Annotated in this window: 26 protein-coding genes; 10 read left to right on the top strand and 16 right to left on the bottom strand. The window is 70.5% G+C overall.

Going from position 1 to position 26,150, the window contains the following annotated elements:
* Positions 1–9: 9 nt before the first annotated feature.
* Together pgmG and GGQ96_RS12145 are read left to right on the top strand one after the other, a co-directional pair.
* Positions 10–1,413 carry a phosphoglucomutase/phosphomannomutase PgmG gene (gene pgmG / locus GGQ96_RS12150; protein WP_184114967.1) on the top strand — a complete coding sequence of 468 codons (1,404 nt, stop codon included), beginning with the start codon at positions 10–12 and terminating at the stop codon, positions 1,411–1,413.
* 4 nt (positions 1,414–1,417) lie between these two features.
* A complete protein-coding gene (locus GGQ96_RS12145) occupies positions 1,418–2,182 on the top strand; it encodes an exonuclease domain-containing protein (RefSeq protein WP_184114965.1) in 765 nt (254 codons plus the stop codon).
* A gap of 223 nt (positions 2,183–2,405) precedes the next feature.
* Here GGQ96_RS12145 and topA read toward each other — a convergent pair whose 3' ends face one another.
* On the bottom strand, positions 2,406–5,003 hold the full coding sequence (topA, locus tag GGQ96_RS12140; RefSeq protein WP_184114963.1) for a type I DNA topoisomerase: 2,598 nt from the start codon (positions 5,001–5,003) through the stop codon (positions 2,406–2,408).
* 94 nt (positions 5,004–5,097) lie between these two features.
* Between topA and GGQ96_RS12135 the strand changes: the two genes are divergently transcribed.
* Positions 5,098–5,589 carry a hypothetical protein gene (locus tag GGQ96_RS12135; protein WP_184114961.1) on the top strand — a complete coding sequence of 164 codons (492 nt, stop codon included), beginning with the start codon at positions 5,098–5,100 and terminating at the stop codon, positions 5,587–5,589.
* Between the two features lie 4 nt (positions 5,590–5,593).
* On the opposite strand, the gene dprA is transcribed toward GGQ96_RS12135, so the two are convergent.
* From dprA to GGQ96_RS12120, 3 genes are all read right to left on the bottom strand, one after another.
* A complete protein-coding gene (gene dprA / locus GGQ96_RS12130; protein WP_184114960.1) occupies positions 5,594–6,688 on the bottom strand; it encodes a DNA-processing protein DprA in 1,095 nt (364 codons plus the stop codon).
* A 5-nt stretch (positions 6,689–6,693) separates the two neighbouring features.
* Positions 6,694–7,296, bottom strand: coding sequence for a glycerol-3-phosphate 1-O-acyltransferase PlsY (gene plsY / locus GGQ96_RS12125; protein ID WP_343059033.1), 603 nt, complete (start codon positions 7,294–7,296; stop codon positions 6,694–6,696).
* A 488-nt stretch (positions 7,297–7,784) separates the two neighbouring features.
* A complete protein-coding gene (locus tag GGQ96_RS12120) occupies positions 7,785–8,399 on the bottom strand; it encodes an ankyrin repeat domain-containing protein (protein ID WP_184114949.1) in 615 nt (204 codons plus the stop codon).
* Positions 8,400–8,485: 86 nt separating this feature from the next.
* Between GGQ96_RS12120 and GGQ96_RS12115 the strand changes: the two genes are divergently transcribed.
* From GGQ96_RS12115 to GGQ96_RS12105, 3 genes are read left to right on the top strand one after another with little or no spacing between them, the layout of a single operon-like run.
* Positions 8,486–9,094, top strand: a complete 609-nt coding sequence (locus GGQ96_RS12115) for an SCO family protein (protein ID WP_184114947.1) — start codon at positions 8,486–8,488, stop codon at positions 9,092–9,094.
* Positions 9,091–9,525 (top strand): YcgN family cysteine cluster protein, encoded by a 435-nt coding sequence (locus tag GGQ96_RS12110; protein WP_184114945.1) that lies wholly within the window; start codon positions 9,091–9,093, stop codon positions 9,523–9,525. Before GGQ96_RS12115 ends, GGQ96_RS12110 begins: the two co-directional genes overlap by 4 nt.
* Positions 9,522–10,202: a M48 family metallopeptidase gene (locus GGQ96_RS12105; RefSeq protein ID WP_343059032.1), complete on the top strand. Its 681-nt coding sequence runs from the start codon at positions 9,522–9,524 to the stop codon at positions 10,200–10,202. The genes GGQ96_RS12110 and GGQ96_RS12105 overlap by 4 nt, the downstream gene beginning before the upstream one ends.
* On the opposite strand, the gene GGQ96_RS12100 is transcribed toward GGQ96_RS12105, so the two are convergent.
* The 5 genes from GGQ96_RS12100 to GGQ96_RS12080 form a co-directional block, all read right to left on the bottom strand.
* Complete coding sequence (locus GGQ96_RS12100; RefSeq protein WP_184114944.1) at positions 10,175–12,370, bottom strand: transglycosylase domain-containing protein; 2,196 nt, start codon at positions 12,368–12,370, stop codon at positions 10,175–10,177. The genes GGQ96_RS12105 and GGQ96_RS12100 overlap by 28 nt on opposite strands.
* 79 nt (positions 12,371–12,449) lie before the next feature.
* A complete protein-coding gene (gene msrB, locus GGQ96_RS12095) occupies positions 12,450–12,848 on the bottom strand; it encodes a peptide-methionine (R)-S-oxide reductase MsrB (protein ID WP_184114942.1) in 399 nt (132 codons plus the stop codon).
* A 49-nt stretch (positions 12,849–12,897) separates the two neighbouring features.
* Complete coding sequence (locus GGQ96_RS12090) at positions 12,898–13,983, bottom strand: NAD(P)/FAD-dependent oxidoreductase (RefSeq protein WP_343059031.1); 1,086 nt, start codon at positions 13,981–13,983, stop codon at positions 12,898–12,900.
* Complete coding sequence (locus tag GGQ96_RS12085) at positions 13,980–14,660, bottom strand: methyltransferase domain-containing protein (protein ID WP_184114938.1); 681 nt, start codon at positions 14,658–14,660, stop codon at positions 13,980–13,982. Before GGQ96_RS12085 ends, GGQ96_RS12090 begins: the two co-directional genes overlap by 4 nt.
* Positions 14,657–15,763: a type III polyketide synthase gene (locus tag GGQ96_RS12080; RefSeq protein ID WP_184114936.1), complete on the bottom strand. Its 1,107-nt coding sequence runs from the start codon at positions 15,761–15,763 to the stop codon at positions 14,657–14,659. Before GGQ96_RS12080 ends, GGQ96_RS12085 begins: the two co-directional genes overlap by 4 nt.
* Positions 15,764–16,035: 272 nt before the next feature.
* Here GGQ96_RS12080 and GGQ96_RS12075 point away from each other — a divergent pair, with 272 nt between their 5' ends.
* On the top strand, positions 16,036–16,485 hold the full coding sequence (locus tag GGQ96_RS12075; RefSeq protein WP_184114934.1) for a helix-turn-helix domain-containing protein: 450 nt from the start codon (positions 16,036–16,038) through the stop codon (positions 16,483–16,485).
* 145 nt (positions 16,486–16,630) lie between these two features.
* Here GGQ96_RS12075 and GGQ96_RS12070 read toward each other — a convergent pair whose 3' ends face one another.
* Both GGQ96_RS12070 and hisC read right to left on the bottom strand, forming a co-directional pair.
* The gene (locus tag GGQ96_RS12070; RefSeq protein WP_184114932.1) at positions 16,631–17,554 is read right to left on the bottom strand and encodes a prephenate/arogenate dehydrogenase family protein; all 924 of its coding nucleotides are present in this window, start codon (positions 17,552–17,554) and stop codon (positions 16,631–16,633) included.
* Positions 17,554–18,675: a histidinol-phosphate transaminase gene (gene hisC, locus GGQ96_RS12065; RefSeq protein WP_184114930.1), complete on the bottom strand. Its 1,122-nt coding sequence runs from the start codon at positions 18,673–18,675 to the stop codon at positions 17,554–17,556. Before hisC ends, GGQ96_RS12070 begins: the two co-directional genes overlap by 1 nt.
* 76 nt (positions 18,676–18,751) lie before the next feature.
* Here hisC and metX point away from each other — a divergent pair, with 76 nt between their 5' ends.
* From metX to GGQ96_RS12050, 3 genes are all read left to right on the top strand, one after another.
* Positions 18,752–19,870: a homoserine O-acetyltransferase MetX gene (gene metX, locus GGQ96_RS12060; RefSeq protein WP_184114928.1), complete on the top strand. Its 1,119-nt coding sequence runs from the start codon at positions 18,752–18,754 to the stop codon at positions 19,868–19,870.
* A complete protein-coding gene (metW, locus tag GGQ96_RS12055; RefSeq protein WP_184114926.1) occupies positions 19,867–20,454 on the top strand; it encodes a methionine biosynthesis protein MetW in 588 nt (195 codons plus the stop codon). Before metX ends, metW begins: the two co-directional genes overlap by 4 nt.
* An 86-nt stretch (positions 20,455–20,540) precedes the next feature.
* Positions 20,541–20,939, top strand: a complete 399-nt coding sequence (locus tag GGQ96_RS12050) for a response regulator (RefSeq protein ID WP_184114924.1) — start codon at positions 20,541–20,543, stop codon at positions 20,937–20,939.
* On the opposite strand, the gene GGQ96_RS12045 is transcribed toward GGQ96_RS12050, so the two are convergent.
* The 5 genes from GGQ96_RS12045 to murI form a co-directional block, all read right to left on the bottom strand.
* Entirely contained in the window at positions 20,926–22,410 is a 1,485-nt protein-coding gene (locus GGQ96_RS12045) for a sensor histidine kinase (RefSeq protein WP_343059030.1), read from the bottom strand. The two genes, GGQ96_RS12050 and GGQ96_RS12045, sit on opposite strands and share 14 nt — an antisense overlap.
* A 75-nt stretch (positions 22,411–22,485) precedes the next feature.
* Entirely contained in the window at positions 22,486–23,052 is a 567-nt protein-coding gene (gene ssb, locus GGQ96_RS12040) for a single-stranded DNA-binding protein (protein WP_184114922.1), read from the bottom strand.
* Positions 23,053–23,068: 16 nt separating this feature from the next.
* On the bottom strand, positions 23,069–24,931 hold the full coding sequence (gene feoB / locus GGQ96_RS12035; RefSeq protein ID WP_184114920.1) for a ferrous iron transporter B: 1,863 nt from the start codon (positions 24,929–24,931) through the stop codon (positions 23,069–23,071).
* Positions 24,932–24,934: 3 nt separating this feature from the next.
* Positions 24,935–25,186, bottom strand: coding sequence for a FeoA family protein (locus GGQ96_RS12030; RefSeq protein WP_184114918.1), 252 nt, complete (start codon positions 25,184–25,186; stop codon positions 24,935–24,937).
* Positions 25,187–25,266: 80 nt separating this feature from the next.
* The gene (gene murI, locus GGQ96_RS12025) at positions 25,267–26,073 is read right to left on the bottom strand and encodes a glutamate racemase (protein ID WP_184114916.1); all 807 of its coding nucleotides are present in this window, start codon (positions 26,071–26,073) and stop codon (positions 25,267–25,269) included.
* Between the last annotated feature and the right edge of the window lie 77 nt (positions 26,074–26,150).

Below are 26,150 nucleotides of genomic sequence, written 5' to 3'. Positions count from 1 at the left end.
GCACCAGCCATGAGCCACCGCTTCGACCCGGTGGTGCTGCGCGAATATGACGTGCGCGGCACGGTCGGCCGGACGCTGCACGCGGCGGACGGCTATGCGATCGGCCGCTGCTTCGCGACCCGCGTGGCGGAGACCGGCGGCGGCCGGGTGGTGGTGGGCCGCGACGGCCGCCTCACCTCGGAGATGCTGGAGGCCGCACTGGTGCGCGGCCTGACCGAGGGCGGCGTGGACGTGGTGCGGATCGGCCTCGGCCCCTCGCCCATGCTCTATTTCGCCGAAGCGGTGCTGCCGGACATGGCCGGCGGCATCCAGGTGACCGGCAGCCATAATCCGCGCGACGACAATGGCTTCAAGATGGTGCTGCGCCATCGCAGCCTGCACGGCGCCGGGATCGCGGCGCTGGGCGCGCTTGGCCTGTCGGGGGCGTGGAGCCGGGGCGCGGGCGGGGTCGAGTCGCTCGACCTCCAGGACACCTATGTCGACCGGCTGCTCCAGGGCCAGGCGCCGGGCCGCGCACCCGGCTTCCGCATCGGCTGGGACTGCGGCAGCGGCGCGGCCGGGCCGGTGGTCGAGCGGCTGACCGCGCGACTGCCGGGCGAGCACCACTTGCTCCACACCGTTCCGGACGGGCATTTCCCGCATCATCATCCCGACCCCAGCGTCGCCGCCAACCTCGTCGACCTGCAAAGGCTGGTGGCCGCGCGCGGCCTCGACTTCGGCCTGGCCTTCGACGGCGATGGCGACCGGATCGGCGCGGTCGACGGCCGCGGCCGCGTGCTGTGGGGCGACCAGATCCTGATGTTGCTCGCCGAGCGGCTGCTACTCGAATGGCCGGGCGCGACCGTGGTCGGCGACGTGAAGTCCAGCCGCGCGCTGTTCGACCGGATCGTTGAGCGCGGCGGCACGCCGGTGATGGGGCGGACCGGGCATAGTTCGCTCAAGACGCTGATGGCGGAGACCGGTGCGCCGCTGGCGGGCGAGATGTCGGGCCATATCTTCTTCGGCCAGGAGTATTACGGCTTCGACGATGCGCTCTACGCCGCCGTCCGGCTGATCCGCGCGATCGATCTCAGCGGCCGGTCGCTGACCGAGCTGCATGACGCGATGCCGCGCCTGATCTCGACGCCCGACCTGCGCATCCCCGTGCCCGAATCGCGGAAATGGGCGGTGATCGACTCCGTCGCCGCGCGGCTGGCGGCGGCGGGCGAGGCGGTCGACACCACCGACGGCCTGCGCGTCGCGATGGGCACGGGCTGGTGGTTGCTGCGGGCCTCCAACACCCAGGCCGCCGTGACGGTGCGCGCGGAGGCGGCCGAGGCGGGCGAGCTTGCGGCGCTGCTGGCGGGGGTGGAGGCGCATCTTGCGGCCTGCGGCGTCCCGGCCTCGCTTTCCGGCGGTGACAGCCCCACATAGAGGTATGGCTCCTCCCCCCGCCCCCTCGATCATCCGCGTCATCGATCTCGAGACGACCGGCAACTCCCCGCCCGCCCATGCCGTGATCGAGATCGGCTGGCAGGATGTGGCCCTGGGCCAGGACGGGCGCTGGGCGTTGCAGGGCGACGGCGGCAGCATCCTGGTCAATCCGGGTCGGCCGATCCCGCCGATCACCATGGCCATCCACCATATCCGCGACGAGGATGTCGCGGATGCGCGCTGGTGGCACGACGTCGCGCGTCCGGTGCTCGACCCCTGGCCGCGCCGCATCGCGCTGGCCGCGCACCGCGCCAGTTTCGAGGAGCAATATTGCACCCCGGCGCTGACCCGCGGGGCAGACTGGATCTGCACCTGGAAATGCGCGCTGCGGCTGTGGCCGGACAGCCCCAGCTTCTCCAATCAGGTGCTGCGCTACTGGCGCAGACCCGAAGGGCTGGTGCATGAGCGCGGCCTGCCGATCCACCGCGCCTTTCCGGACGCCTATGTCACCGCGCACCATCTGCGCGACCAGTTGAACGAGGCGTCGGTCGCGCAGCTGATCCAATGGTCGAAGGAGCCGGGCCTGCTGCCCCGCGTCCGCTACGGCCCCGACCGCGGCAAGGAATGGCGCGAGATCGAGGAGGAAAGCCTGATCGGCTTCCTCACCGACCGCGACCCGGACGTGCGCCACACCGCCGAGACGGAGATGGCGCGGCGGCGTGGCGGCGGCCATGTCGGCCGGCTGACGCCGCAGGAATTGCTGCTGTAGCAGCGGCGGGCCCGTTCCGCGCCGGCGTCATCGATCCCGCTGCCGCGATGAACCCACAACCGCTCGAACATTCCTCCCCGGCGGCGGCCGGGGTCCAGTCACGAAACATTTCGATGGACGGACCAGCGTCTCCCAACGGGATTCCGGCCTTCGCCGGTATGGAAGAGAAGGGCTATATCGTCTTCTAGCGATCACTCCTGTCGCATGGGCGGGTGTGATCGCATCATTCTCCGGCGGCCGGCTTCGCCGCCTTCTTCGCGGCGGGCTTCTTCGCCGCCGGTTTCTTCGCCGCCGGCTTCTTCTCGGCCGGCGCTTTCTTCTCCGCTGCCGGCTTCTTCGCGGCGGCCTTCTTCGCCGGCTTCTTGGTCTTCGGTCCCGCCGCCGCGCGCGCGTCGATCAGCGAGGCGGCTTCCTCCAGCGTGAGCTGGTCGACCGTCACCGACTTGGGCAGCGTCGCATTGGTCTCGCCATCGGTGACATAGGCGCCGTAGCGGCCCTCCATCACCTTCAGCTCCGCCTCGGTGCGCGGATGCTTGCCCAGGAGCTTGAGCGGCTCGCGCGCCGCGCCGCGCGCCGGCCGCCCGCCGCCCGCCGCCGCCTCGGCCAGCTTGACCACGGCGGCGTTCATCCCCGTCTCGAACACGTCGGCGGTCGCCTGGAGCCGCGCATATTTGCCGGCATGGGCGAGATAGGGCCCATAGCGGCCGATCGACGCGGTGATCGGCTCGCCCGTCTCGGGATGGTTGCCGATCGTGCGCGGCAGGCTGAGCAGCTTCAGCGCCCATTCCAGATCGAGTTCGACATCCTTGGGAATGGAGGCGCGCTTGGCGTCCTTGCCCTCGCCGAGCTGGATATAGGGGCCGAACCGCCCCGACTTGCGCTCCACCGGCAGGCCCGTCGCGGGATCGTTGCCCAGCGTCTCCGGCCCGCTATCCTCGGCCGCGGCCCCGCCCTGCGCGAAGCGGCGGGTGTATTTGCACTCGGGATAGTTGGAGCAGGCGACGAACGCGCCGAACCGGCCGCCGCGCAGCGCCAGCTTGCCCGCGCCGCAATTGGGGCACAGGCGCGGGTCGCTGCCGTCCGCCTTTTCGGGAAACAGATAGGGGGCCAGGAACTGGTCCAGCTCGGCGGTGATCGCGCTCGGCTGCTTCTCCATCACCTCGGCGGTGCGGGGCTTGAAGTCGCGCCAGAAGGCGTCGAGCACCGCCTGCCACTGGGCGCGGCCGCCGGACACGTCGTCCAGCTCCTCCTCCAGCCCGGCGGTATAGTCGAATCCGACATATTTCTCGAAGAAGCGCTCCAGGAACGCCGTCACCAGCCGACCGCTCTCCTCGGCGAAGAAGCGGTTCTTCTCGACCCGCACATAGGCGCGGTCCTTCAGCGTCTTGATGATCGAGGCATAGGTGGAGGGGCGGCCGATGCCCAGTTCCTCCATCCGCTTGACCAGCGATGCCTCGGAGAAGCGCGGCGGCGGCTGGGTGAAATGCTGCTCGGCGGCGACGCCCGTCTTCGCCGGCGTGTCGCCCTGGCGCAGGCGCGGCAGGCGGCGCGCCTCCTCGTCGGTCGCGCTGTCGTCCTGCCCCTCCTCGTAGAGCGCGAGATAGCCGGGGAACAGCACCACCTGGCCGGTCGCGCGGAGCACATGGCGGCCGGTGCCGTCGGCGAGGTCGATCGTCGTCCGCTCCATCCGCGCCGAGGCCATCTGGCTGGCCAGCGCGCGCTTCCAGATCAGGTCGTAGAGCCGGGCATGGTCGCCGCCGCCCACCGTGTCGCGGCCGAAATCGGTCGGGCGGATCGCCTCGTGCGCTTCCTGCGCGTTCTTCGCCTTGGTCTGGTACTGACGCGGCTTGTCGGGGACGTAGGACGCGTCGTAGCGATCCGCCACCGCCTTGCGCGCGGCGGAGATGGCGCTGCCATCCATCTGCACGCCGTCGGTCCGCATGTACGTGATCGCGCCGTCCTCGTAGAGCCCCTGCGCGATCCGCATCGTGTGGTCGGCGGAGAAGCCGAGCTTGCGCGCCGCCTCCTGTTGCAGGGTCGAGGTGGTGAAGGGCGGCGGCGGGTTGCGCGTCGCCGGACGGGTCTCGACCGACTGGACCTCGAATCGGCCCGCCTCCACATCCGCCTTGGCGCGCAGCGCGTCACCCTCGTTGCCGATCGACAGCCGATCGAGCTTGCGCCCCTCCCACTGCACCAGCCGCGCGGTGAAGGGGGTGCCATCCTGCTCCAGCGATGCCGTGACCGACCAATATTCCTGCGAGACGAAGCTCTCGATCTCGCGCTCGCGCTCGACGATCAGGCGCAGCGCCACCGACTGGACGCGACCGGCCGACTTGGCGCCGGGCAGCTTGCGCCACAGCACCGGCGACAGGGTGAAGCCGACCAGATAGTCGAGCGCGCGGCGGGCGCGATACGCATCGATCAGGTCGGTATCCAGCTCGCGCGGGGCCTGCATCGCGCTGGTCACCGCCTGTTTGGTGATCGCGTTGAAGGTCACGCGCTGCACGTCCTTGGGCAGCGCCTTGCGCGCGCGCAGCACCTCCTGCACGTGCCAGCTGATCGCCTCGCCCTCGCGATCGGGATCGGTGGCCAGGATCAGGCGGTCGGCGGTCTTGGAAAGGTCCGCGATCGCCTTGAGCTGCTTGGCCTTGTCGGCATAATTCTCCCATTCCATCGCGAACCCTTCGTCGGGGTTCACCGAGCCGTCCTTGGGCGGCAGGTCGCGGACATGGCCGTAGGAGGCCAGGACCCGGTAGTCCGACCCGAGATATTTTTCGATGGTCTTCGCCTTGGCGGGCGATTCGACGATGACGAGCTGCATGGGCGCCTGATAGTGTAGCTTGCGTGTACGCGCGAGGGTGGAGAGCCGCCCGGGTGGCGTCAACGCCCAGTAAGGGCATGATGGGGGATGGCCCGTGACGGCGATGACGTGGCTATGGGCGAGCGTGCTGCTCCAGCCGGTCCCGGTGGAACGACTGGTCGCGCCGATGCCGCCCGGTTTTCAGGTCGGCTACAGTGCGGAAGTGGGTAGTCAGGCGATCGAGGAACGCGTGCCGGCCGGCGAATCGATCGACCGGTGGACCCGTATGGTAACGGTGCAGCGGCTTGGACGACTGGCCACGATCGGCAGCCACGCATTTCTGACGCGCATGGGCGGCCTGTGGACCCGCGCCTGTCCCGGCGCCACCGTCTCCCCGATCAGCGACGGCGAGGTGGAAGGCCGGCCGGTCGCCAGCTTCCGCGTCGATTGCCCGCTGAACCCCCAAACCGGACAGCCCGAGACGATGTTCGCTCGCGCCTTCGCCGGTGCCAGCGACCTGCACATCGTCCAATATGCCTTCCGCTCGGTTCCCGGCGCGGCGGAAGCACGGGCAGCGCTGGCCTATCTGGACAGCGTGCGGCTCTGATCCGTCAGGCCAGCGCCACCCGGCCGCCGGCATGACGGTCGATCCGGCCGGCGAGCTCCAGTTCCAGCAGCACGGTCTGCACGATCGCGGGCGGGCGGCTCGACTGGCGGACCAGCTCGTCGATCGCGACCGGCACCGGGCCGAGCAGGCCGGTGATCGCCTGCCGGTCGCGGTCGCTCGGCTCGGTCGCGGGGCCGGCGTCGAAGGGCGCGGCGGGCATCCGCACCGCCGCGCGCGGGTCGATCGGGCGGATCTGCTCAAGGATGTCGGCGGTCTCCTGCACCAGGATCGCGCCGTCGCGGATCAGCTGGTTGCAGCCGCGCGCCCGCGGATCGAGCGGGCTGCCCGGCACCGCCAGCACGTCGCGCCCCGCCTCGCCCGCCAACCGCGCGGTGATCAGCGAGCCGGACCGCGGCGCAGCCTCCACCACCAGGGTCGCCTGCGACAGGCCGGCGATGATGCGGTTGCGATAGGGAAACAGGCGCGCGCGCGGCTCGGTGCCGGGCGGCTGTTCGGCGAGCAATAGTCCCTGCGTGGCCACCGCTTCCTGCAGGCCGGCATTTTCGGGCGGGAAGACGATGTCGATGCCGCAGGCGATCACGCCGATCGTCCCGCCCGCCAGCGCGCCGTGATGCGCCGCCGTGTCGATGCCGCGCGCGAGGCCCGAGACGACCGTGACGCCGGCCTCGGTCAGCTCGTGCGCGATCTGCCGGGCGAAGCGGCAGGCGGCGGCCGAGGCGTTGCGCGCCCCCACCATCGCCACGCAAGGCCGGGCCGGGAGGCGCAGGTCGCCGCGCCGGATCAGGGCCACCGGCGCATCGGCCAGCTCCGCCAGCAGCGGCGGATAATCGGGATCGCCCAGGAACAGATAGGTCGCGCCGAGCCGTGCGACCGCCGCCTGCTCGCGCTCCACCAGCGCGACCTCGGCGATGCGCGGCCCCTCGCCGCCGCCGCGCCGTGCGAGCGTCGGCAGCGCGGCGAGCGCCGCCTCCGCATCGCCGAACCGGGCGATGAGCTGGCGATAGGTGACCGGGCCGACACCCGGCGTGCGCAACAGCCGCAGCCGCGCGGTGGCGGCGGCGGGCTGGCGCGCGGTCATGCGGCTCAGCCCTTGCGACCGATGCGTGGTTCGGTGCCGGCGAGCAGGCGCTCGATATTCGCGCCGTGCTTCCACAGCACGATCAGCGCCAGCGCCAGGAGCAGCACGACCAGGTCGAATCGGCCGAACAGAGCGGCGGACACCGGGGCGCTGACCGCCGCCAGCATCCCCGCGACCGAGGAGATGCGCAACGCCGCCAGCATCCCCAGCCACATGGCGGCGAACACCAGCCCCGAGGGCCAGTGGAGCGCGACCACGATGCCCATCAGCGTCGCTACCCCCTTGCCGCCGCGAAAGCGCAGCCAGACCGGGTAGCAATGGCCCAGAAACGCCCCCAGCGCCGCCAATTGACCCTCACCAGGATAGAGATGCTCGACGATCAGGATCGCGGCCACCGCCTTCAGCATGTCGAGCAGCAGCGTCGCCGCCGCCAGCCCCTTGCGGCCGGTGCGCAGCACGTTGGTGGCGCCGATATTGCCCGAGCCGATGCTGCGCAGGTCGCCCGCCCCGGCCATGCGGGTGAGCAGCACCCCGAACGGGATGGAGCCGAACAGATAGCCGATCAGCAGCGCGAGCGCCGGTGCGATCCAGAGGACTTCGGTGACCACTCTTCCCCCTTGTTCCGCCCCTATAGCGTGCCCGCTCTGTTCCTGTCCATGTCGGGCGACATCGGTCGCACCCTTGACCATCCCGGCGAAAACGCGACCGGTGCGCAGGTCGCCTGGCGTGATCCGCTCTCCTGACGGGTGGTTCGGGACACAGGACTGAGGGCGCGGGAGGCCGAGGGCACGGGTGGGTTTGCGGAGGCAAGGGGTGTGGGGGCGACGCTGCCCGACGCCCCATCGTCTAGTCCCCCGATGACCGAAGGCAGCCCGCCCCCCGGGACACAAGCTACGGGCTGTTCGCCGCCCCAGGCCGCAACATCCCGCTCCTGCACGAGCGACCCGCCCGCGTCGCCCGGCCCGACCAGCCGCCATCCCGCACAGCGACGACGAGCGCAACGTAGAGGGCAGCGCCGGCGCGACAGGCCCCGGCGGCTTCGCCGGATGGCGGAATGGGGCCGGCTGGGTTCCGCGCCCGCCGGTCGGTCAGGCGATCAGAATTTCGGCCCCGCCACCGCCGGCCGCGCCTTTTTGGGCGTCTCGGCGAACAGCTTGGCGATGGCGGTGCTGCGCGTGTCCTGGTTGGCATAGTCGCGCGCCGACAGGCCGGCCATCATGTCGGCCTGGTCGGGATCGGCCTTGGCGGCGAGGAGCAGGCGCACCATGTCGATGCTGCGGCCCTGCACCGCCAGGATCAGCGGCGTCACGCCCGACTGGTTGCCGAGGTTGGGATTGGCCTTCGCCGCGGCCAGGATCGGGATCATGTCGCGCTGCCCGGCCTGCACCGCCAGGATCAGCGGCGTATTGCCCTGGGCATCGCGCAGGTTCGGGTCGGCGCCCTTTTGCAGCAGATAGCGCAGATAGGTCTCGTCGCCGCGCTTGATGACGATGTGCAGCGCCCCCTCGCCGGTGCTGATGTCGCGCGCGTTGACGACGCTGCTGCCCGGCCGGTCGAGCATGGCGATCACGTCATTGCCCTTGGCCTCGCGGATGGCATTGAGGAACTTGTAGCTTTCCGACTGCTGTTGGGCACGCGCGGGGGTGGCGACCGGCATGGCGGCGCAGGCCAGCGCGGCGAGCGCGACGGAAAGGAGGGATGGGCGCGTCATGGCAGGATCCTTGGCCGAAACGGGGCGGATGCGACTCCGCTCCCTGCTTGCGCGGCCGGGGTTATCAGATCAAGGGTGGTGTCACCATGAACAGGCGCTTCCTCGCGATACTCGCGTTCGGCCCGGCGCTGGCCGGCTGCCAGTCCCCTGCCTCCACGAACACGTCCACCACCGCCGCCGATACACCGCCGCTGGCCGGCGCGGCGATCGGCGGTCCCTTCGCGCTCACCGACGCCAAGGGCCGCACCGTCACCGACCGCAGCTTCGCCGGACAGTGGCGGATCATGTATTTCGGCTACAGCTTCTGCCCCGATGTCTGCCCGACCGACGCGCAGGCGATCGGCGCGGGACTGCGCCGCTTCGCCGAGCGGGACCCGTACCGTGCCGCGCGCGTGGTGCCGATCTTCGTCACCATCGACCCGGCGCGCGACACGCCGGCGGTGCTCGGCCGCTTCGTCGCCGCCTTCCATCCGCGCATGGTCGGTCTGTCCGGCAGCACCGACGCGGTCGCCCGGGCGGAGAAGGCCTTCGCGGTCTATGCCAGGCGCGGCGAGACCACGCCCGGCGGCGGCTACATGATGGATCACAGCCGCCAGACCTATCTGATGGACCCGGACAACAAGCCGGTGGCGCTGATTCCCGCTGACGAGGGGCCGACCGCCGTGGCGGACGCGCTGGCGCGGTGGGTGAAATGAGCGGCCGCTTCTGGGAACGCCCGATCGAGACGCTCGATCGCGCCGAATGGGAGGCGCTGTGCGACGGCTGTGGCAAATGCTGCATCCACAAGCTGGAGGATGAGGAGACGGGCGAGGTGCTGCCGACCAATGTCGCCTGCCGCCTGCTCGACCGGCGCACCGGCTTCTGCTCCGACTACAAGCACCGCCACGCCTATGTGCCCGAATGCGTGCGGCTGACGATGCGCAACGTCCGCGCGATCGACTGGCTGCCCTCGACCTGCGCCTATCGCTTGCGCGCGGCGGGCGAGCCCTTGCCGGACTGGCATTATCTGGTGTCGGGCGACCGCGAGTCGGTCCATGCCGCGCGCCAGTCGGTGCGCGGCTGGACGGTCAGCGAGGATGATGTCGGCGACATGGAGGACCATGTCGTGCTCGACCGCGAGCTGTGACGATCGAGGGGCTGGAGGTGGTGCGCAACCCGCGCGCCCGCCGGTTGAAGCTGACGCTGGACCGGGTCAGCGGCCGGGCGCGCCTCGTGCTGCCGGCCCGCGCGGCGCTGAAGCCGGCGCTGGCCTGGGCGCAGGGACAGGCGGACTGGCTGGCCGAACAGCGCGCGCGCCTGCCGGAGCGCCAGCCCTTCGCGATCGGGCTGGTGCTGACCATCGACGACCGGCCGGTGACCATCGTGCGCGGCGAGGGGACCCGGCGGACGCTCGACTTCGACGGCGCGACCCTGTCCGTCGCCGGGCCGCTGGAGACGCTGCCCCGGCGGGTCGAGGCCTGGCTGAAGCGGCGCGCGCTCGACCTGCTGGACGAGGAGACCGGCTATTACGCCGCCCGCGCCGGCGTCACCGTCAGCCGGGTCGCGATCGGCGATCCGCGTGGGCGTTGGGGCAGTTGCGCGTCGGACGGGGCGATCCGCTATAGCTGGCGGCTGATCCTGGCGCCGCGGTTCGTCCGCCGCGCCACCGTCGCGCACGAGGTCGCGCACCGCGTCCATATGGATCACAGCCCCGCCTTCCACGCGCTGGTCGCGCGCCTCTATGGCGAGGACCCGACCCCGGCGCGGCACTGGCTGCGCGCGCACGGGGCATCGCTTCACGGGTTCGGCCGCTCGCCCGAATAGCGATCGGGCGCGTACCGGTCGGATGGCGGCGACTCGACCGGCGCGCGTGGCTGGGGGCGGGGCTGCGGCTGGCGCGGCTGCGCCTGGGCGGGCGCCCCCGGCTCGCGTCCCCCGGTGACCCGGTCGATCAGGTCGTCGAGCTGCTGCTGCGGCGAGGGGCGGGAGGGCGGCCCGTCCGGGGCGGTCGGCTCGGCCGGTACCGTGCCGGCGGGGCCGGGCGCCGGCGCATCGGCGGGCGGGGCGGCCGGCTGGTCGACCGGGTTGCCGTTCTCGTCGACATAGACGCCGTTGTCCGGCTGGCCGTAATAGCTCTCCTCATCGGGTTCGAGCTGCCATTCGGGCAGGGTGACCTGCGTGTCGAACTGTTCGATCGGCCGGCTGGCCACGGCGGGACGCATGAAGGCGGCGAAGGCGCGCGCCGGCGCGGTGCCGCCGTGCAGGCCGGCGACCGGCTTGGCGTCGTCGCGGCCCATCCACACGCCGGTGGTCAGGCCGGACGAGAAGCCCAGGAACCAGCCGTCCTTCTGCGAGGTGGTGGTGCCGGTCTTGCCCGCGACCGGGCGGCCGATCTGGGCCTGGCGACCGGTGCCGGTGTTGACCGCGGTCTGGAGCAGGTCGGTCATCTCGGCGGCGACATAGGGGGCGACCAGCACATGGCTGCGATCCACCTCGTGCGCGTAGATCGTCTCGCCGTTCGCGGTCACCTTGGTGATGCCATAGGGGGTGACCGCCACCCCCTTGGACGCGACGCTGGCGAAGGCGCGGGTCATGTCGATCAGCCGCACGTCCGACGTGCCCAGCACCATCGAGGGATGGGTGTTGACCGGCGTGGTGATGCCGAACCGCTTCGCCATGTCGGCGATGGTGGTGAAGCCGACCTCCTGGCCCAGCTTCGCGGCCACGGTGTTGAGCGAATAGGCGAAGGCGGTGCGCAGCGTCACATTGCCGCTGAAGTGCCGGCTGTCGTTGCGCGGGCTCCAGCCGTCGATCGTCACCGGTCCGTCGACGATCGTGTCGTCGGGCTTGTGGCCCGCCTCCAGCGCGGCGAGATAGACGAACAGTTTGAAGGCCGAGCCGGGCTGGCGCACCGCCTGGGTCGCGCGGTTGTAGATGGAGGTGACGTAGTCGGTGCCGCCGACCATCGCGCGCACCGCGCCGTCGCGGTCCAGGCTGACCAGCGCGCCCTGCGCCCCCTTGGGCACGTTGGCGCGGACCGCCGCATCCGCCTCGCGCTGCATCGCCGGATCGAGCGTCGTCCACACCTCCAGCGGCGCCTGCGTCTCGTCGATCAGCGTGTCGAGCTGCGGCAGCGCCCAATCGGTGAAATAGCGCGCGCTGTTCTGCGCGGGGGCGGGGGCCAGCTTCAACCCGTCCGGATCGGCGGCATCGGCCTGGCCCTGGCTGATATAGCCGTTGCGCACCATCTGCTCGATGACCACGCCCGCGCGGCCGACCGCGGCGGCGGCATCGGCGGTGGGGGAATAGTTGGACGGCGCCTTGACCAGGCCGGCGATCACCGCCGCCTCGGCCAGGCTCAGATGCTGCGCGCCATGGCCGAAGAACTTGCGGCTGGCCGCGTCGATGCCGTACGCGCCGCCGCCATAATAGACCTTGTTGAGATAGAGCTCGAGGATCTGGTCCTTGGAGAATTTCGACTCCATCGCCAGCGCCAGGATCGCCTCGCGGAATTTACGCCCGAACTTCTTCTGGTTGTTCAGGAAGATGGTGCGGGTGATCTGCTGGGTGATGGTCGATCCGCCCTGCCGCCAGCGGCCCTTTTCCAGGCGCACCTCGATCGAGCGGGCGATGCCGATCGGGTCGACGCCGGGATGCTCGCGGAAACGACGGTCCTCGACCGCGATGGTCGCATCGCGCATCACCTGCGGGATCTGCGCATAGGGCAGCCATTCGCCATAGCTCGGCCCCAGCGACACCAGGATCGACCCGTCCGAGGCATGGACCCGGATCATCTGCCCGTTGGGCGAGGATTTCAGCTCGTCGAAGCTCGGCAGCTGCGACCGGGCGACATAGACCGCGATGGCCAGCGCGCCGAGCGCCAGCACCGTAAGGGCGATCAGCAGCTTGAGTGCGAAGAGGAAGCGACGACGCCAGGGGGAGCGGGGGGGCTGTCGGCGGGGCGAGCGGGGGGCGGTACGCTGTGTAGCCATGGGCGCGCTTGCGGATACGCGTTAACGATGATGGCGACAAGGGGAGAGGGGTCCGCTCCCCGCTCCCCCGCCGCGATCCTCAATCCTCGCGCGGGTGGAAGTCGAGCGCGATCGAATTCATGCAATAGCGCAGGCCGGTCGGCGGCGGGCCGTCCGGAAAGACATGGCCAAGATGGCCGTCGCACCGGGCGCAGCGGGTCTCGACGCGGACCATGCCGTGGCTGCGATCGGCATGGTCGGTCACGCTTTCCGCCACGATCGGCTGGGTGAAGCTGGGCCAGCCCGAACCGCTGTCATATTTGTCGGCGCTGTCGAACAAGGGGTTACCGCAACCGGCGCACTGATAGACGCCGTCCGCCTTGTTGCCGTTGAGCGCTCCGGCAAAGGCGCGCTCGGTGCCCGCCTCGCGCAGCACATGATATTGTTCCGGGGTCAGCCGCTGGCGCCACTCGGCTTCGGTCAAGGTCAGGTGATCCATGGCGATTATGTCGGGTGGCCGGGGGCGGGCGTCAAGCCGGGGGCAGACGTCAGGCCTGGCGGGGCGGCGCGATCCGCGTCGCGCGCGCCACTGCCTCGATCAGCGACACCGGCCCGGCGCGGACCAGCAAAGCGGCGAGCGCGGGCCGCTCCGCCAAGTGCCAGATCGCGCCAGCCAGCCCGATCGGCCGGCGCGACCGGCGGGCGAACCCGGCTTGCCAATCTTGCGACGACTGGCCGCGGCAATGCGCCACTGCCGCCGACAGGCCGCTGGCCAGGGCGATCCCCATGCCCTCGCCCGCCAGCGACGGGATCACCCCCGCCTGATCGCCCAGCCGGAACAGCCCCGGCCCGGTCCGCGTCGCGCGCCAGCCATAGGGGACGTTGGCGACCGCATCGATCGCGGGCGTTGCCGCCATCGCCGCCAGCCGCTCCGCGAGCGGCCCCGAGTCGCGGCTCCATCGCTGGAGCAGCGCCAGCGGACCGCCGGCGTCGGTCAGTCGCGATCGCCGCACCGCCAGGCACAGATTGGCGCTGCCATCCTCCTGCCGGACCAGCCCGGCATAGCCGCCGTCGAACAGGTGCAGCTCGATCGAGTCGCCGACCAGCCGATCGAGCATCGGCCCGGCGGCGAGGCGGACCCGCAGTCCCACCGCCGGATCGCGCCCCCGTGCCGATTCGGGCCGGGCGAGGCCACGCAACTCGTGCTTGCCGGTCGCCAGGAACAGGGTGGACGGCGACAGGATCGCGCCATCCGCCAGTCGCACCCCGTCCACCGTCCAGGCCCGCACCGCGACGCCGCGCTCCACCCCGGCACGGGTGGCCGCGCGGGCAAGCAGCAGCGAATCGAGCCGGCGGCGCGACACCGCCAGCGCGGGGCGGGGCAAGGGGGCCTCGCGCATCCGCGTGCCCGCGAACAGGCGCAGGCGTCGGACGCGGGCCGGGTTCAGCCGGTCCGCCGTCACCCCCAGCCGCTCCAGCGTCTCGATCGACCGCCAGCTCAGGAAGCCGCCGCACAGCGCGTCGCCCGTGTCGCGGCTGCGCTCCAGCACGACGGGGCGCATCCCCGCCTCCGCCAGCGCGATCGCCGCCGCCGCGCCCGCCGGCCCGCCACCGACGATCAACGGCGCGTTCACAGCCGCTCGACGCACAGGCGGAACGGGAAGGCGCGGTAGACCCGTGCGTCGCCGATCCCCGCCGCCGCCAGCAGCACCGGCCATTCCGCGGGGCGGAAGCTGCGGGCGATCGACAGATGTCCGTCGGCGCGCACGATCGGATGCCAGCGCGCCAGTCGCGCCAGCAGCGGCCAGCCGGCATGGGCGACGCCGTGCCGGTGCAGGTCGTTGACCAGCCAGGCACCGGCATGATCCTGCATCCAGCGCAGGAAGGCGACCAGCTCGGCCTCGGCCATGTGATGCGCGACCAGACTGCTGATCGTCGCATCCCAGCCGCCACCCATATCGGCATAGTCGCCGGTGACGTAGCGGATCGCCGATTGGGCGGGCGTATGCGCGCGCGCCGCCCGCTCGCTGCGTGGGTTGAGGTCGATGCCGACCAGCTCGACTGGCACGTCGCGCCGAGCCGCCCAATGCTCGATCCGCCGCAGCATGTCGCCATCGCCGAAGCCGATATCGAGCAGCCGCAACCGCTTTCCCGGCCGCGCGATCCGGTCGAGAAAGGCCAGGGTCGGCCGCGCCGCCAGCGTCACGCGGTTGACCCGCGCCAGATCGGCAACGACCGCGGCATAGATGTCGGCGTCGAGATCGTCGGCGTCCATCAGCTCCGGGCCATTGGCGCGATGCCGCAGGCTCATGACGCGGACCGGAAACCCAGCCCCTCCGCCGCGAGACCGGGACCGAAGGCGAGCGCGACGCCCTGCCGGATCGGCGAGCCCTCGAGCATCCGGGCGAGCGTGAACATCAGCGTCGCCGAGGACATGTTGCCATGGTCGTGCAGCACGCCGCGCGCGCTGGCCAGCGCGTCGGGGGGCAGCGACAGGCTGGTCTCCACCGCATCCAGGATCGATCGGCCGCCGGCATGGACCGCCCAGCCGTCGATCGCCGACGGCGCCTGGCCCTGGGTCACCACCGCGCGGAAATCCGCATCGCCCAGCGCCTGGGCGATGCGACGCGGCACCTCGCCCGACAGATGCATGGCGAACCCCTGGTCGGTGATCGTCCAGCGGATCAGCGAGTCGCTGTCCGGCAGGGTCGCCGCGAAGGGCTGACCAAGCGCGAAGCCGCCCGGCTCGGCGCTGACCAATGCCGCCGCCGCGCCGTCGCCGAACTGGAGCATCGCCAGCAGCGATTCGAGGTCGTCGGTGTCCTGCAGGTGGAGCGATGACAGTTCGCAACAGATCACCAGCACCCGCGCCTGCGGATCCGAGCGGACGATATGCCGGGCGCTGCGCAGCGCGACCACCGCCGCGTAACAGCCCATGAAACCGATCAGCAGCCGCTCGACCGTGGGCGCCAGGCCGAGCCGACGCGCGACGATCTGGTCCAGCCCCGGCGCGACGAATCCGGTGCAGCTGGCGACGACCAGATGGGTGATGCCGTGAAGCTCGACCTTGTCGCGGAGGTCAGCGACCGCGCGCAGCGCCAATTCGGGCGCGGCTTCGGCATAAAGGGCCATGCGCCGGGCGGTGCCGGGGGGTGCGTCACCGGCATAGAAGGCACCCGGCGCCGCCGTCGCCGCCGCGCCCGCCAGTGGCGCCAGCACCGACCAGCGTCGCGCGATGCCGGCGCGCGCCGCCATCCGCTCGAACACCGGCCGCGCGCGCGCGTTCACCCGGCCACCAGCCCAGGCCAGGAAGGCGGCATGGACGTCATGCGGTGGATGGGCGGTGCCGATCGCGTGCAGATGGGCGGTCGTTCCTCGTGACGCGGAGGGGGGAAGGGGAAGGGCGCTGGTCAATCACCGTCTTTCACTGGCAAGGATCAAGGCGTCGGGGCCGTCATAAGGAACGCTCGGCGCAGGGGAACGGACGCATGACCCACCTCGGGACGTGACTGGCAGCAAGACTATGAAACATAAAGTATTTTACGTTTCGAGACCTTGATCGATGTGATGGCTTCTATAGCTTGTCATGATCGGGAGCCAGCCTTCCCGTGAAGGCGGGCGCGTTGAGACCATCGAACCGGGCCAGTAAATGTCCGGACAGCGGTTGCAGGGACGCGAGGAGAGTAATGACAGGAGCCACGAATGACGAATCCGTCGTCGCGCTCATCAAGGATCTCAGCGCCAGGCTGGCCGCCGCCGCCAGCGGCATCGACGAGCGGATCGGGCAGGAAGCGCCACCCACCACCACGACCACGCCGCTGCACCGCGCGCGCGCCCTGATCGAACAGCGCCGGTTGCGGCGTCGTTTTCTGCCCGAGGAACTGTTCCACGAACCCGCCTGGGACATGCTGCTGGCGCTCTATGTCGCGTGGCAGGACCGGCAGGTCATGAACGTGAAGACCCTGGTGTCCCGTGCCGATGCCCCGGTCACCACCTCGCAGCGCTGGATCGAGCATCTCGCCAAGCTGGGGCTGGTCACGCGCGTCGTCGATCCCGTCGATCGTCGCCGGATCGAGGTGTCGCTCAGCGACGACGGCCGGCGCGCGATCGAGGCCTATCTGGCGGCGATCGGCTAGGGGCAGGCTCCTTCCTCTTTTGCGCGGGGATGGTTGCGATCATGTCCGCCGTGCGCCAAACGCGCGTCATCCCGGCCCTTGCCGGGGTATCTGGAAGGGGGCGCGACGCCCCCCTTTTTCGGGAAGGCGTGCGATATACTCGGTTCTAAACCGCCGCCGTCTCGCCATGGTCACGGCCGAAATCGGGGCGGGCGTCGTCCTGCCCCTGCGCGATGATCGAGCGGCGGATGGCGCGGGTACGGGTGAACAGGTCGAACAGCGTGTCGCCATCGCCCCAGCGGATCGCGCGCTGCAGCATCGTCACGTCCTCGGTCAGGCGTTGCAGGATCTCGAGCACCGCCTCGCGGTTGTTGAGGAACACGTCGCGCCACATGGTCGGATCGGACGCGGCGATGCGGGTGAAGTCGCGAAAGCCCCCGGCGGAAAATTTGATCACTTCGCTCTGGGTCACTTCCTCCAGGTCGGAGGCGGTGCCGACGATCGAATAGGCGATCAGATGCGGCACATGGCTGGTCACCGCCAGCACCAGGTCGTGATGGCGCGGGGTCATCAGTTCGACATCCGCGCCCAGCGCCTCCCAGAAGGCGCGCAGGCGCGCCACCGGCGCCTCGGCGCAGCCCTCTTCCGGGGTCAGGATGCACCAGCGGCCGCGGAACAGCGTCGCGAAGCCGCTTTCCGGCCCGCTATTCTCGGTGCCCGCCACCGGATGGCCGGGCACCAGCACCGCATGCGGCAGCACCGCGCGGAGCGCCGCGATGACGCTCTCCTTCGACCCGCCGACATCGCTGACGATGGCGTCGGCGGGCAGGTCGTCGGCGATGTCCGCCGCCGCCGCCGCCATCGCCCCGACCGGCACGCACAGCATCACCAGATCGGCGTCGATCACCGCCGCGCCGGCGCTGTCGGCGACATCATCGCACAGGCCGATCCGCACCGCCGTGTCGCGCACGCCCGGATCACGGTCATATCCGGTGATCCGCACCGTCGGCATCGTCACCCGCACCGCGCGCGCGATCGAGGAGCCGATCAGCCCCAGGCCGATGATGGTGACGCGCGCGAAGGGCAGCATCAGCCGGCCCGGGCGACTTCGGCGCGCAGCACGTCGACCACCGCGCGCATTTCGTCCTCGGTGCCGATGGTGATGCGCAGGCCATGCGCCAGCTTCTGCCCCGGCAGCCAGCGGGTGGCATAGCCGGCCGCCATCAGCGCCTTGTAGGCGGTCTCGGCGGTGAGCGCGCCCTCGAACAGCACCAGCACGAAATTGGCCTTGCTCGGCACCGCGCGCAGGCCGGCATTGCCGAGCGCGGCGATCTGCTCGCCGAACCAGCCGCGCCATGTGCGGTTATGCTCGCGGCTATGGGTGATGAAGTCGTCCGCGCCCAGCGCCGCGATCGCCGCGCGCTGCGCGCCGATGCCGAAGGCGAACGGCGCCCGGATGCGGTGCATCGCCTGGATCACCTCGGGCGCGGCATAGCCCCAGCCGATCCGCTCCGAGGCCAGGCCGAAGATCTTGGAGAAGGTGCGCGTCACCAGCACGTTGGGCTGGGTGCGGGCCAACGCCAGCGCGCCATCGTCATCCTCTTCGTCGAGATATTCGGTGTAGGCCTGGTCAATCACCAGCAGCACGTCGCGCGGCAGGCCGGCATGGAGCCGGGCGATCTCGTCACGAGCGGTATAGGTGCCGGTGGGGTTGTTGGGATTGGCGACGAAGACGACCCGCGTCCGCTCGGTCACCGCCGCCAGGATCGCGTCGACATCGGTCGCATAGTCGCGGTCGGCGACCACCACCGGTTCCGCGCCGACCCGCCGCGTCGCGATCTCATAGACCGCGAAGCCGTAGCGGACATGGATGATCTCGTCGCCCGGCCCGGCATAGGTGCCGGCGGCGAGATGCAGCACCTCGTCCGAGCCGGTGCCATAGACGATCCGGTCCGCCTCGATCCCATAATGCGCCGCCAGCGCCGCGCGCAGTTCGACCGCGGCCGCATCCGGATAGCGCTCCAGCGCATCCGCCGCCGAGCGATAGGCCTCGCGCGCCGCCTCGGGCGTGCCGAACGGATTCTCGTTCGAGGACAGCTTGGCGACCCGGCGTCCGTCCTCGCTGGTCGCGCGGCCGGGGACATAGGGGGCGATGCCCATGATCCAGGGCTTGGGGGTCGGGACGGCCTGGGCGGCGGGGTCGTTGCTCATGGCCGGTGGCCATAGGCTTTGGCGCGGGGCGTTGACAACTTGCTTTGCCGCCGTCCCCGCCGTAGCGGGCGTGGCCATGAACCACGACCGGCGTTTCGGCCTGGCGCGGCAGGTGGCGCTGCCCGGCCCCTTGCGGCTCGATGGCGGCGCGCTGCTGTCGCCGGTCGAGATCGCCTACGAGACCTATGGCACGCTGGCCCCGGATGGCGGCAACGCGGTGCTGATCTGCCACGCGCTGACCGGCGATCAGCATGTCGCCAGCCCGCATCCGCGCACCGGCAAGCCCGGCTGGTGGACGCGGCTGGTCGGGCCCGGCAAGCCGATCGACCCGGCGCGCGACTTCGTGATCTGCTCCAACGTGCTGGGCAGCTGCATGGGATCGTCGGGCCCGGCCTTGACCAATCCCGCGACCGGCCGCCCCTATGCCATGGGCTTCCCGGTCATCACCATCCGCGACATGGTGCGCGCGCAGGGGCTGCTGCTCGACCATCTCGGCGTCGTCACGCTGAAGGCGGTGGTCGGCGGATCCATGGGGGGGATGCAGGCGCTGTCCTGGGCGGCGACCTTCCCGCACCGGGTGCGCGCCTGCGTCGTCATCGCCTCCACCGCCAGGCATTCGGCGCAGAACATCGCGTTCCACGAGGTCGGGCGACAGTCGATCATGGCCGACCCCAAATGGCGCGGCGGCGACTATTATGCTGACCAGGACCCGCCCGCCGCCGGGCTGGCGGTGGCGCGGATGGCGGCGCACATCACCTATCTGTCCGAGGCCGGGCTGACCGAGAAGTTCGGCCGCAAGCTCCAGGCGCGCGATGCCAAGGGCTTCGGCTTCGACGCCGATTTCCAGGTCGAGAGCTATCTGCGCCACCAGGGGTTGAGCTTCGTCGACCGGTTCGACGCCAATTCCTATCTCTACATCACCCGCGCGCTCGACTATTTCGATCTGGCCGAGGAGCATGGCGGGCTGCTCGCCAACGCGTTCCGCGCCGGGCAGGCGCGCTTCTGCCTGGTCAGCTTCGACACCGACTGGCTCTATCCGACGCTCGAGTCGCGCCACATCGTGCAGGCGCTGAACGCCGCCGGTCGGCCGGTCAGCTTCGTCGAGCTGTCCAGCCCCTATGGCCATGACGCCTTCCTGCTAGAGGCGCCGGAAATGAACCGCGTGATCCATGGTTTCCTGGAGGGCGGGGCATGATCCTGCGACCCGACCTGGCGATCATCGCCGACCATGTCGCGCCCGGCGCGCGGGTGCTGGACATCGGCTGCGGCGACGGCGCGCTGATGGCGGCGCTGCGCGACCGTCGCGGCGTCGATGCGCGCGGGCTGGAACTGTCCGCCGCCAATGTCGCCGCCGCCGTGGGACGCGGGCTGGCGGTGGTGCAGGGCGATGCCGATACCGACCTGGCCGGCTATCCCGATGCCAGCTTCGACTATGCGATCCTCAGCCAGACGCTCCAGACCACGCACCAGCCGCATGTCGTGCTCGACCATCTGCTCAGGATCGGCCGGCGCGCGTTCGTCAGCTTCCCCAATTTCGCCCATTGGCGCGTGCGCCTGTCGCTGCTCTGGGGGGGCCGGATGCCGGTGACGCGGCTGCTGCCCGAACAATGGTTCGACACACCCAACATCCATCACCTGACCGTCGATGATTTCCGCGCCTTCCTGGCGGTGCGCGGCGTCGCGGTGGAGGGGGCCTGGTTCCTGGGCAGCGGCCGGCCGCGATCGGCGGCGGCGGCGAACCTGATGGCGGAACATGCCGTGTTCCTGCTGCAACGGTGACCGGTTCTTGACATGTCACTGTCATAAAGATCGGAACTATGATCTATGTGAGCCGTTGCTGCGGCCGACACTGATGGAATTCCGCCATGCCGAAGACGGCCCTGATCGTCGAAGATGAGATTTTCGTGGCCCTCGACCTGGAGCGGATCCTGATGGACGCCGGCTATTGCGTCGCGGCGATCGCGGCCGACCGCAGCGAGGCGCTGGAGGCGGCGCCGCAGTGCAGCTTCGCCTTTGTCGACATTAACCTGCGCGACGGGGCCACTGGCCCCGACATCGCCCGGCGCATCGCCCACGATTATGGCGTGAAGGTCGTGTTCGTCACCGCCAATCCGACCCAGATTGGCGGCGACGAAGGCGCGCTGGGTTATGTCCGCAAGCCGTTCAGCGAAGCGGCGATCCTGGCGGCGGCCAGTCTGGCCTCGGGTGGTCGGGACGCGGCGAACGAGGACGTCGTACCGCTGGGTCAGCTCAACGCCGGCTGAACGCCGCGCGCGGGATCGTCACCGTCACCCGCAACCCCTCCGGCTTCCAGTCGCGCGCGACGGTGCCGCCCAGCTGTCGCACCGCCGACAATTCGACCAGCTGGCTGCCGAAACCCATGCGCTCCCCGCCCGGCTCGGCCACGGTCGGGCCCCCTTCCTCGCACCAGCAGAGTGCGACATGCTGCTCTCCGGCCTCGATGGTCAGGCGGACATGCCCGTCCTCGCGCGCCAGGGCGCCATATTTGGTCGCGTTGGTCGCCAGCTCGTGGAACAGCAAGGCGAGCGGTGTCGCCGAACGGTCGTCGATCAGCATGTCGTCGCCGCTGATCGTCACGCGCGACCGATCGCGCAGATGATAGGGTTCGAAAATCTGGCCCAATAATCCGGTCAGGCTGTCCTGCTGGCCCGACGGGCGCGAGGCGACGCTGTGCGGACGGACGAAGTCGTGCGCGCGGCCCAGCGCCATGATCCGCTGGCGCAGATCATCGGCGGCGGGGCGAAATTCGGGCCGGGCGCGGGCGGCGAACTGGACCAGCCCGGCGATCACCGCGAAGATGTTTTTGATGCGATGGCTCAGCTCCTGGCTGATGATCTCGCGTTCCTCCAGCGCCAGCTTCTGCTCGTGGATGTCGGTGCAGGTGCCGAACCAGCGGGTGATGGCGCCCTTGTCGTCGCGGATCGGCAGCGCGCGGCCCAGCACCCAGCGATAGGTGCCGTCGAAATGACGCAGGCGATATTCGATCTGGTACGGATCGCCCGTTGCCAGACAGTGCCGCCAGACCGTCCAGGCGCGGTCCTGGTCGTCGCGGTGGAACATGTCGTTCCAGCCCTCGCCATCGGTGGATCCGACCGGCGTGCCGGTGAACTCGTACCAGCGCGCATTGTAGTAGTCATGATAGCCGTCGGGCCGGGTCGACCAGACCATCTGCGGCATCGTGTCCGCCAGCGTGCGGAAGCGCAGGTCGCTTTCCTCCAGCGCGCGGCGCGAGCGGGCGGCGACCAGTCCCTGTTCGCGCGCGGCGCGGCGGTCGTCGAGCCGCGCCATGGCGGCGGCGGCCAGCACCACCAGCCCCTCGTGCTGGAGCGGGGTGAGGCCGTCGCGCGGGCGGGTGTCGAGGATGCAGAGCGTGCCGAGCGCCCGACCGTCGCTGGCAAGCAGCGGCGCGCCGGCATAGAAACGCACATGGGGCTCGCCGGTGACCAGCGGGTTGGCGACGAAGCGCAGATCCTCGTGCGTGTCGGGCACGATCATCGGCTCGCGCCCCATCACCGCATGGGTGCAGAAGGAGATGTCGCGCGGGGTGCCGTCGCCCGCCATGCCGGAGCGCGCGATGAAATGCTGATATTCCTCCTCCAGCAGCGTCACCAGAGCGATCGGCGCGTCGCAGAGATGCGCGGCGAAACGCGTCAGGTCGTCGAGCGCGCCGGTGTCGCGCAGATGCTGCGCGTCATAGGTCGACAGCACCCGCACATGGGGCTCGACGCACAAGAGGGGGGTGTCGCTGGAGGAGGAATCGGGGATCACGGGGCGGGAACGCGCGAGCGATCAGAACGGCACATCGTCGTCGAGATCGTCGGCGAAGCCACCACCGCCGAAGCCACCGCCCCGGCTGCCGCCGCCCGAACCACCCGACGATCCGCCGGACCCGCCGCGGTTTCCGCCGCCAAAGCCGCCGCCCGACCCGCCGCCGCCGAATTCGTTGCCGCCGCCGCCCCATTCATCGCCGCCGCCGCGGCTGCCGCCGCCGCCGGCCCCGCCCTGGGGTCCGTCGAGCATGGTCAGCACGCTGTTGAAGCCCTGCAGGACGATCTCGGTCGAATATTTATCCTGGCCGTTCTGGTCCTGCCATTTCCGGGTCTGGAGCTGGCCCTCGATATAGACCTTCGACCCCTTGCGCAGGAACCGCTCAGCGACGTTGGCCAACCCCTCGTTGAAGATGGCGACCGAATGCCACTCGGTCTTTTCCTTGCGCTCGCCGCTGTTGCGGTCCTTCCAGCTTTCGGACGTGGCGATGCGCAGGTTCACGACCTTGCCGCCGTTCTGGAAGCTGCGGCTTTCGGGGTCGCGCCCCAGATTGCCGACGAGAATGACCTTGTTGACGCTACCCGCCATGAACTGCCCCGAGAGTCTAGAGGCCGACGGCGACCGCCAGCCAGTAAGTGATGCCGGCCATGATGTACGCAGCCGCGAACAAATAGCCAACCATGAACAGCGGCCATTTCCATCCATTCGTCTCGCGCCGGGTGACGGCGATGGTGGAAATGCATTGCGGCGCGAACACGAACCACATCAGGAAGGCGAGCGCGGTGGGTAGCGACCAGCGGCCGCGTAGCCGGTCGCTCAACGCCTCCTGCCCCGCCGCGCCGTCGGTATTGTCGATGGCATAGACGGTGCCGATCGCCGACACCGCCACTTCGCGCGCGGCCATGGCGGGCAGCAGGGCCAGCGCGATGTCGCGGTTGAAGCCGATCGGCTTCACCACCACCTCGATCCCGCGCCCGATCCGGCCGGCGATCGAATAGTCGACCGGCGAGATCCCGCTGCCCTCGGGCGGCTTGGGGAAGCTGAGCAAAAGCCACAGCACCACCGTGGTCGCGGCGATGATCGTGCCCGCCCGCTTCAGGAAGATCAGCGCGCGGCTCCACAGGCCGATCGCGATGTCCTGGATGCGCGGCCATTGATATTTGGGCATCTCCATCATGAAGCCCGAGGACGCGCCCTTGGTCACCGTCCGCCGCAGCACCAGCGCGGCGACATAGGCGCCGGCGATGCCGATGATCAGCAGCCCGAACATCACCAGCCCCTGCAGCCGGACGAAGGGCAGGACCGGCGTGTTGGGGATCATCGCGCCGATGATGAGGGTGTAGACCGGCCAGCGCGCCGAACAGGTCATCAGCGGCGCGATCAGGATGGTGGTCAGGCGATCCTTCTCGTCCTCGATCGTCCGGGTCGCCATGATCCCCGGCACCGCGCAGGCGAAGCTGGAGAGGAGGGGGATGAAGGCGCGGCCCGACAGGCCGACGGTCGCCATCAGCCGGTCCATCAGGAAGGCGGCCCGGACCATGTATCCGCTCGATTCGAGCACCAGGATGAACAGGAACAGGATCAGGATCTGCGGCAGGAAGACGATCACAGCGCCGACGCCGGCGATCAGCCCGTCGGTGACCAGCGAGCGCAGGAAGCCGTCGGGCGCATGGCTGGCGATCCAGCCCTCCAGCGCCTTGAACCCGGCGTCGATCATGTCGGCGGGGACGGTCGCCCAGGTGAAGACCGCCTGGAACATCACGAACAACAGGCTGACGAGCAGCAGCGGCCCGACCACCGGGTGCAGCGCCACCGCGTCCAGCCAGTGCGCCCAGCGGCGCGCCGGCGTCTCCGACACGATCGCGGCCTTGGCGATCGCACGGGCGCGGCGTTGCAGCGTCGACAGCGGCTCGTCCGGCTGGTCCTGGACCGGAGCCGGCGGCGGCGCGGCGCCCAGCGCTGCGGTGAGCTGGTGGCGCAGATCGTCCAGCCCGCGCTTGCGCACCGCGACGGTGGGCACCACCGGCACGCCCAGCTCGCGTGCCAGGACCGCGGGATCGAGCACCAGCCCGTCGCGCTCCGCCAGGTCGACCATGTTGAGCGCCACCACCACCGGCCGGCCCAGCGCGATCAGTTGCAGCGCGAAGCGCAGGTGGTTGTCGAGATTGGCGGCGTCGACCACCACGACCATCGCGTCGGGCACGCGTTCGAAGCTCGACCGGCCGGTCACCACGTCACGCGTGACCCGCTCGTCGGGCGAGGAGGGGTCGAGGCTGTAGGCGCCGGGCAGGTCGACCAGTTCGACCGGGCGGCCGTCCTCCAGCGCGATCCGGCCCGAATGCCGCTCCACCGTCACGCCCGGATAGTTGCCCACCTTCTGGCGGGCGCCCGTCAGGGCGTTGAACAGCGCGCTCTTGCCGGCATTGGGATTGCCGACCAGCGCCACCAAAGGCGCGGCCTGGGTCATAAGTCAGCCGGCGATCGGCGCGACATGGATCGACGCGGCGACCGCGCGGCGCAGCGCCACCGTCATCCGGCCGATCCGGCATGCGATCGGGCCGCCACCCAGCGTCGCCCGGTGCAGCACCTGCACCTCGACACCCTCGTCGAAGCCCAGCTCGCGCAGCCGCCGCGCCTCGGGCGGCGCCAGTCGCGTCCAGTCGATCGTCGACACGGTGGCGTTGCGGCGGCGCGGGAAGGTCGCAAGACAGTCTGAAGCCATATGCGGCACATAGAGAGCTTGCGACTAATTATCAATTAGCGCGTGGCAAAGGTTTTCGGTGGCCCGGCCATTCGTCCGCCTCACAGGCGCTCGGGCGCGGCATAGCCGTAGCCGGCGAGCGACCGGCCGATCGCCGCCTCGCGCGCGTCGAGTCGGGTAAAGACCAGCCGGTGCGGTGACGGCCGGTCGGGCCAGTCCTGCCCCTGCGTCAAATGCGCGACCCGCCGGGCGATGCCGGGGCCGCCATCGACGAAGCGCAGCCCCGGCGCCACCCCAGCCACTGCCGCGGCCATCACCGGCTCCAGCAGCGGAAAATGGGTGCAGGCGTTGACGATCACGTCGATGCCCGCGCCGCCCGGCTGGTCGAACAGCCCGTCCAGCTCGGCGCGCACCGCCGTCGGATCGGGGGCCACGCCCGCCAGCATCCCCTCCGCCAGCGCGACCAGCGCCGCCGAGCCGTGGCGGATCACCGTGCAATCGGCCGCGAACCGCGCCGCCAGGTCGTCGACATAGGGCTGGCGGACGGTCGCCTCGGTGCCGAGCACGCCGATCGTGCGGGTCCGGCTCAGCAGCGCGGCGGGCTTGATCGCCGGCACCGTGCCGACGATGGGACAATCGAGCGCCGCCCGCACCGCCGGCAGCGCGATGGTGGAGGCGGTGTTGCAGGCGATGACGATCAGCCGCGGGTGATGACGCTCCGCCAGCCGGCCGAGCAAGGCGGGAACGCGCGCTGCGATCTCCGCCTCGCTCTTGGTGCCATAGGGAAAGCCGGCCGAATCGGCGGCATAGACGATGGGCGCGCGGGGCAGGGCGGCGCGTACCGGCCCCGCGATCGAAAGTCCGCCGACGCCGGAATCGAAGATCAGGATCGGTCGCGCATCGCTCATGCCATCGCCTGTAGCGACGCGATGCGCCCGGCGGAAGCGAGGGCTCCGCACGAATACCGACCTGTCACGGCAGCCTG

The sequence above is a fragment of the Sphingomonas abaci genome (genome assembly GCF_014199625.1).
Lineage (GTDB): Bacteria > Pseudomonadota > Alphaproteobacteria > Sphingomonadales > Sphingomonadaceae > Sphingomonas > Sphingomonas abaci.
The sequence above is the reverse complement of the archived record's forward strand: the minus strand, read 5'-3'. Positions and strand labels throughout refer to the sequence as shown.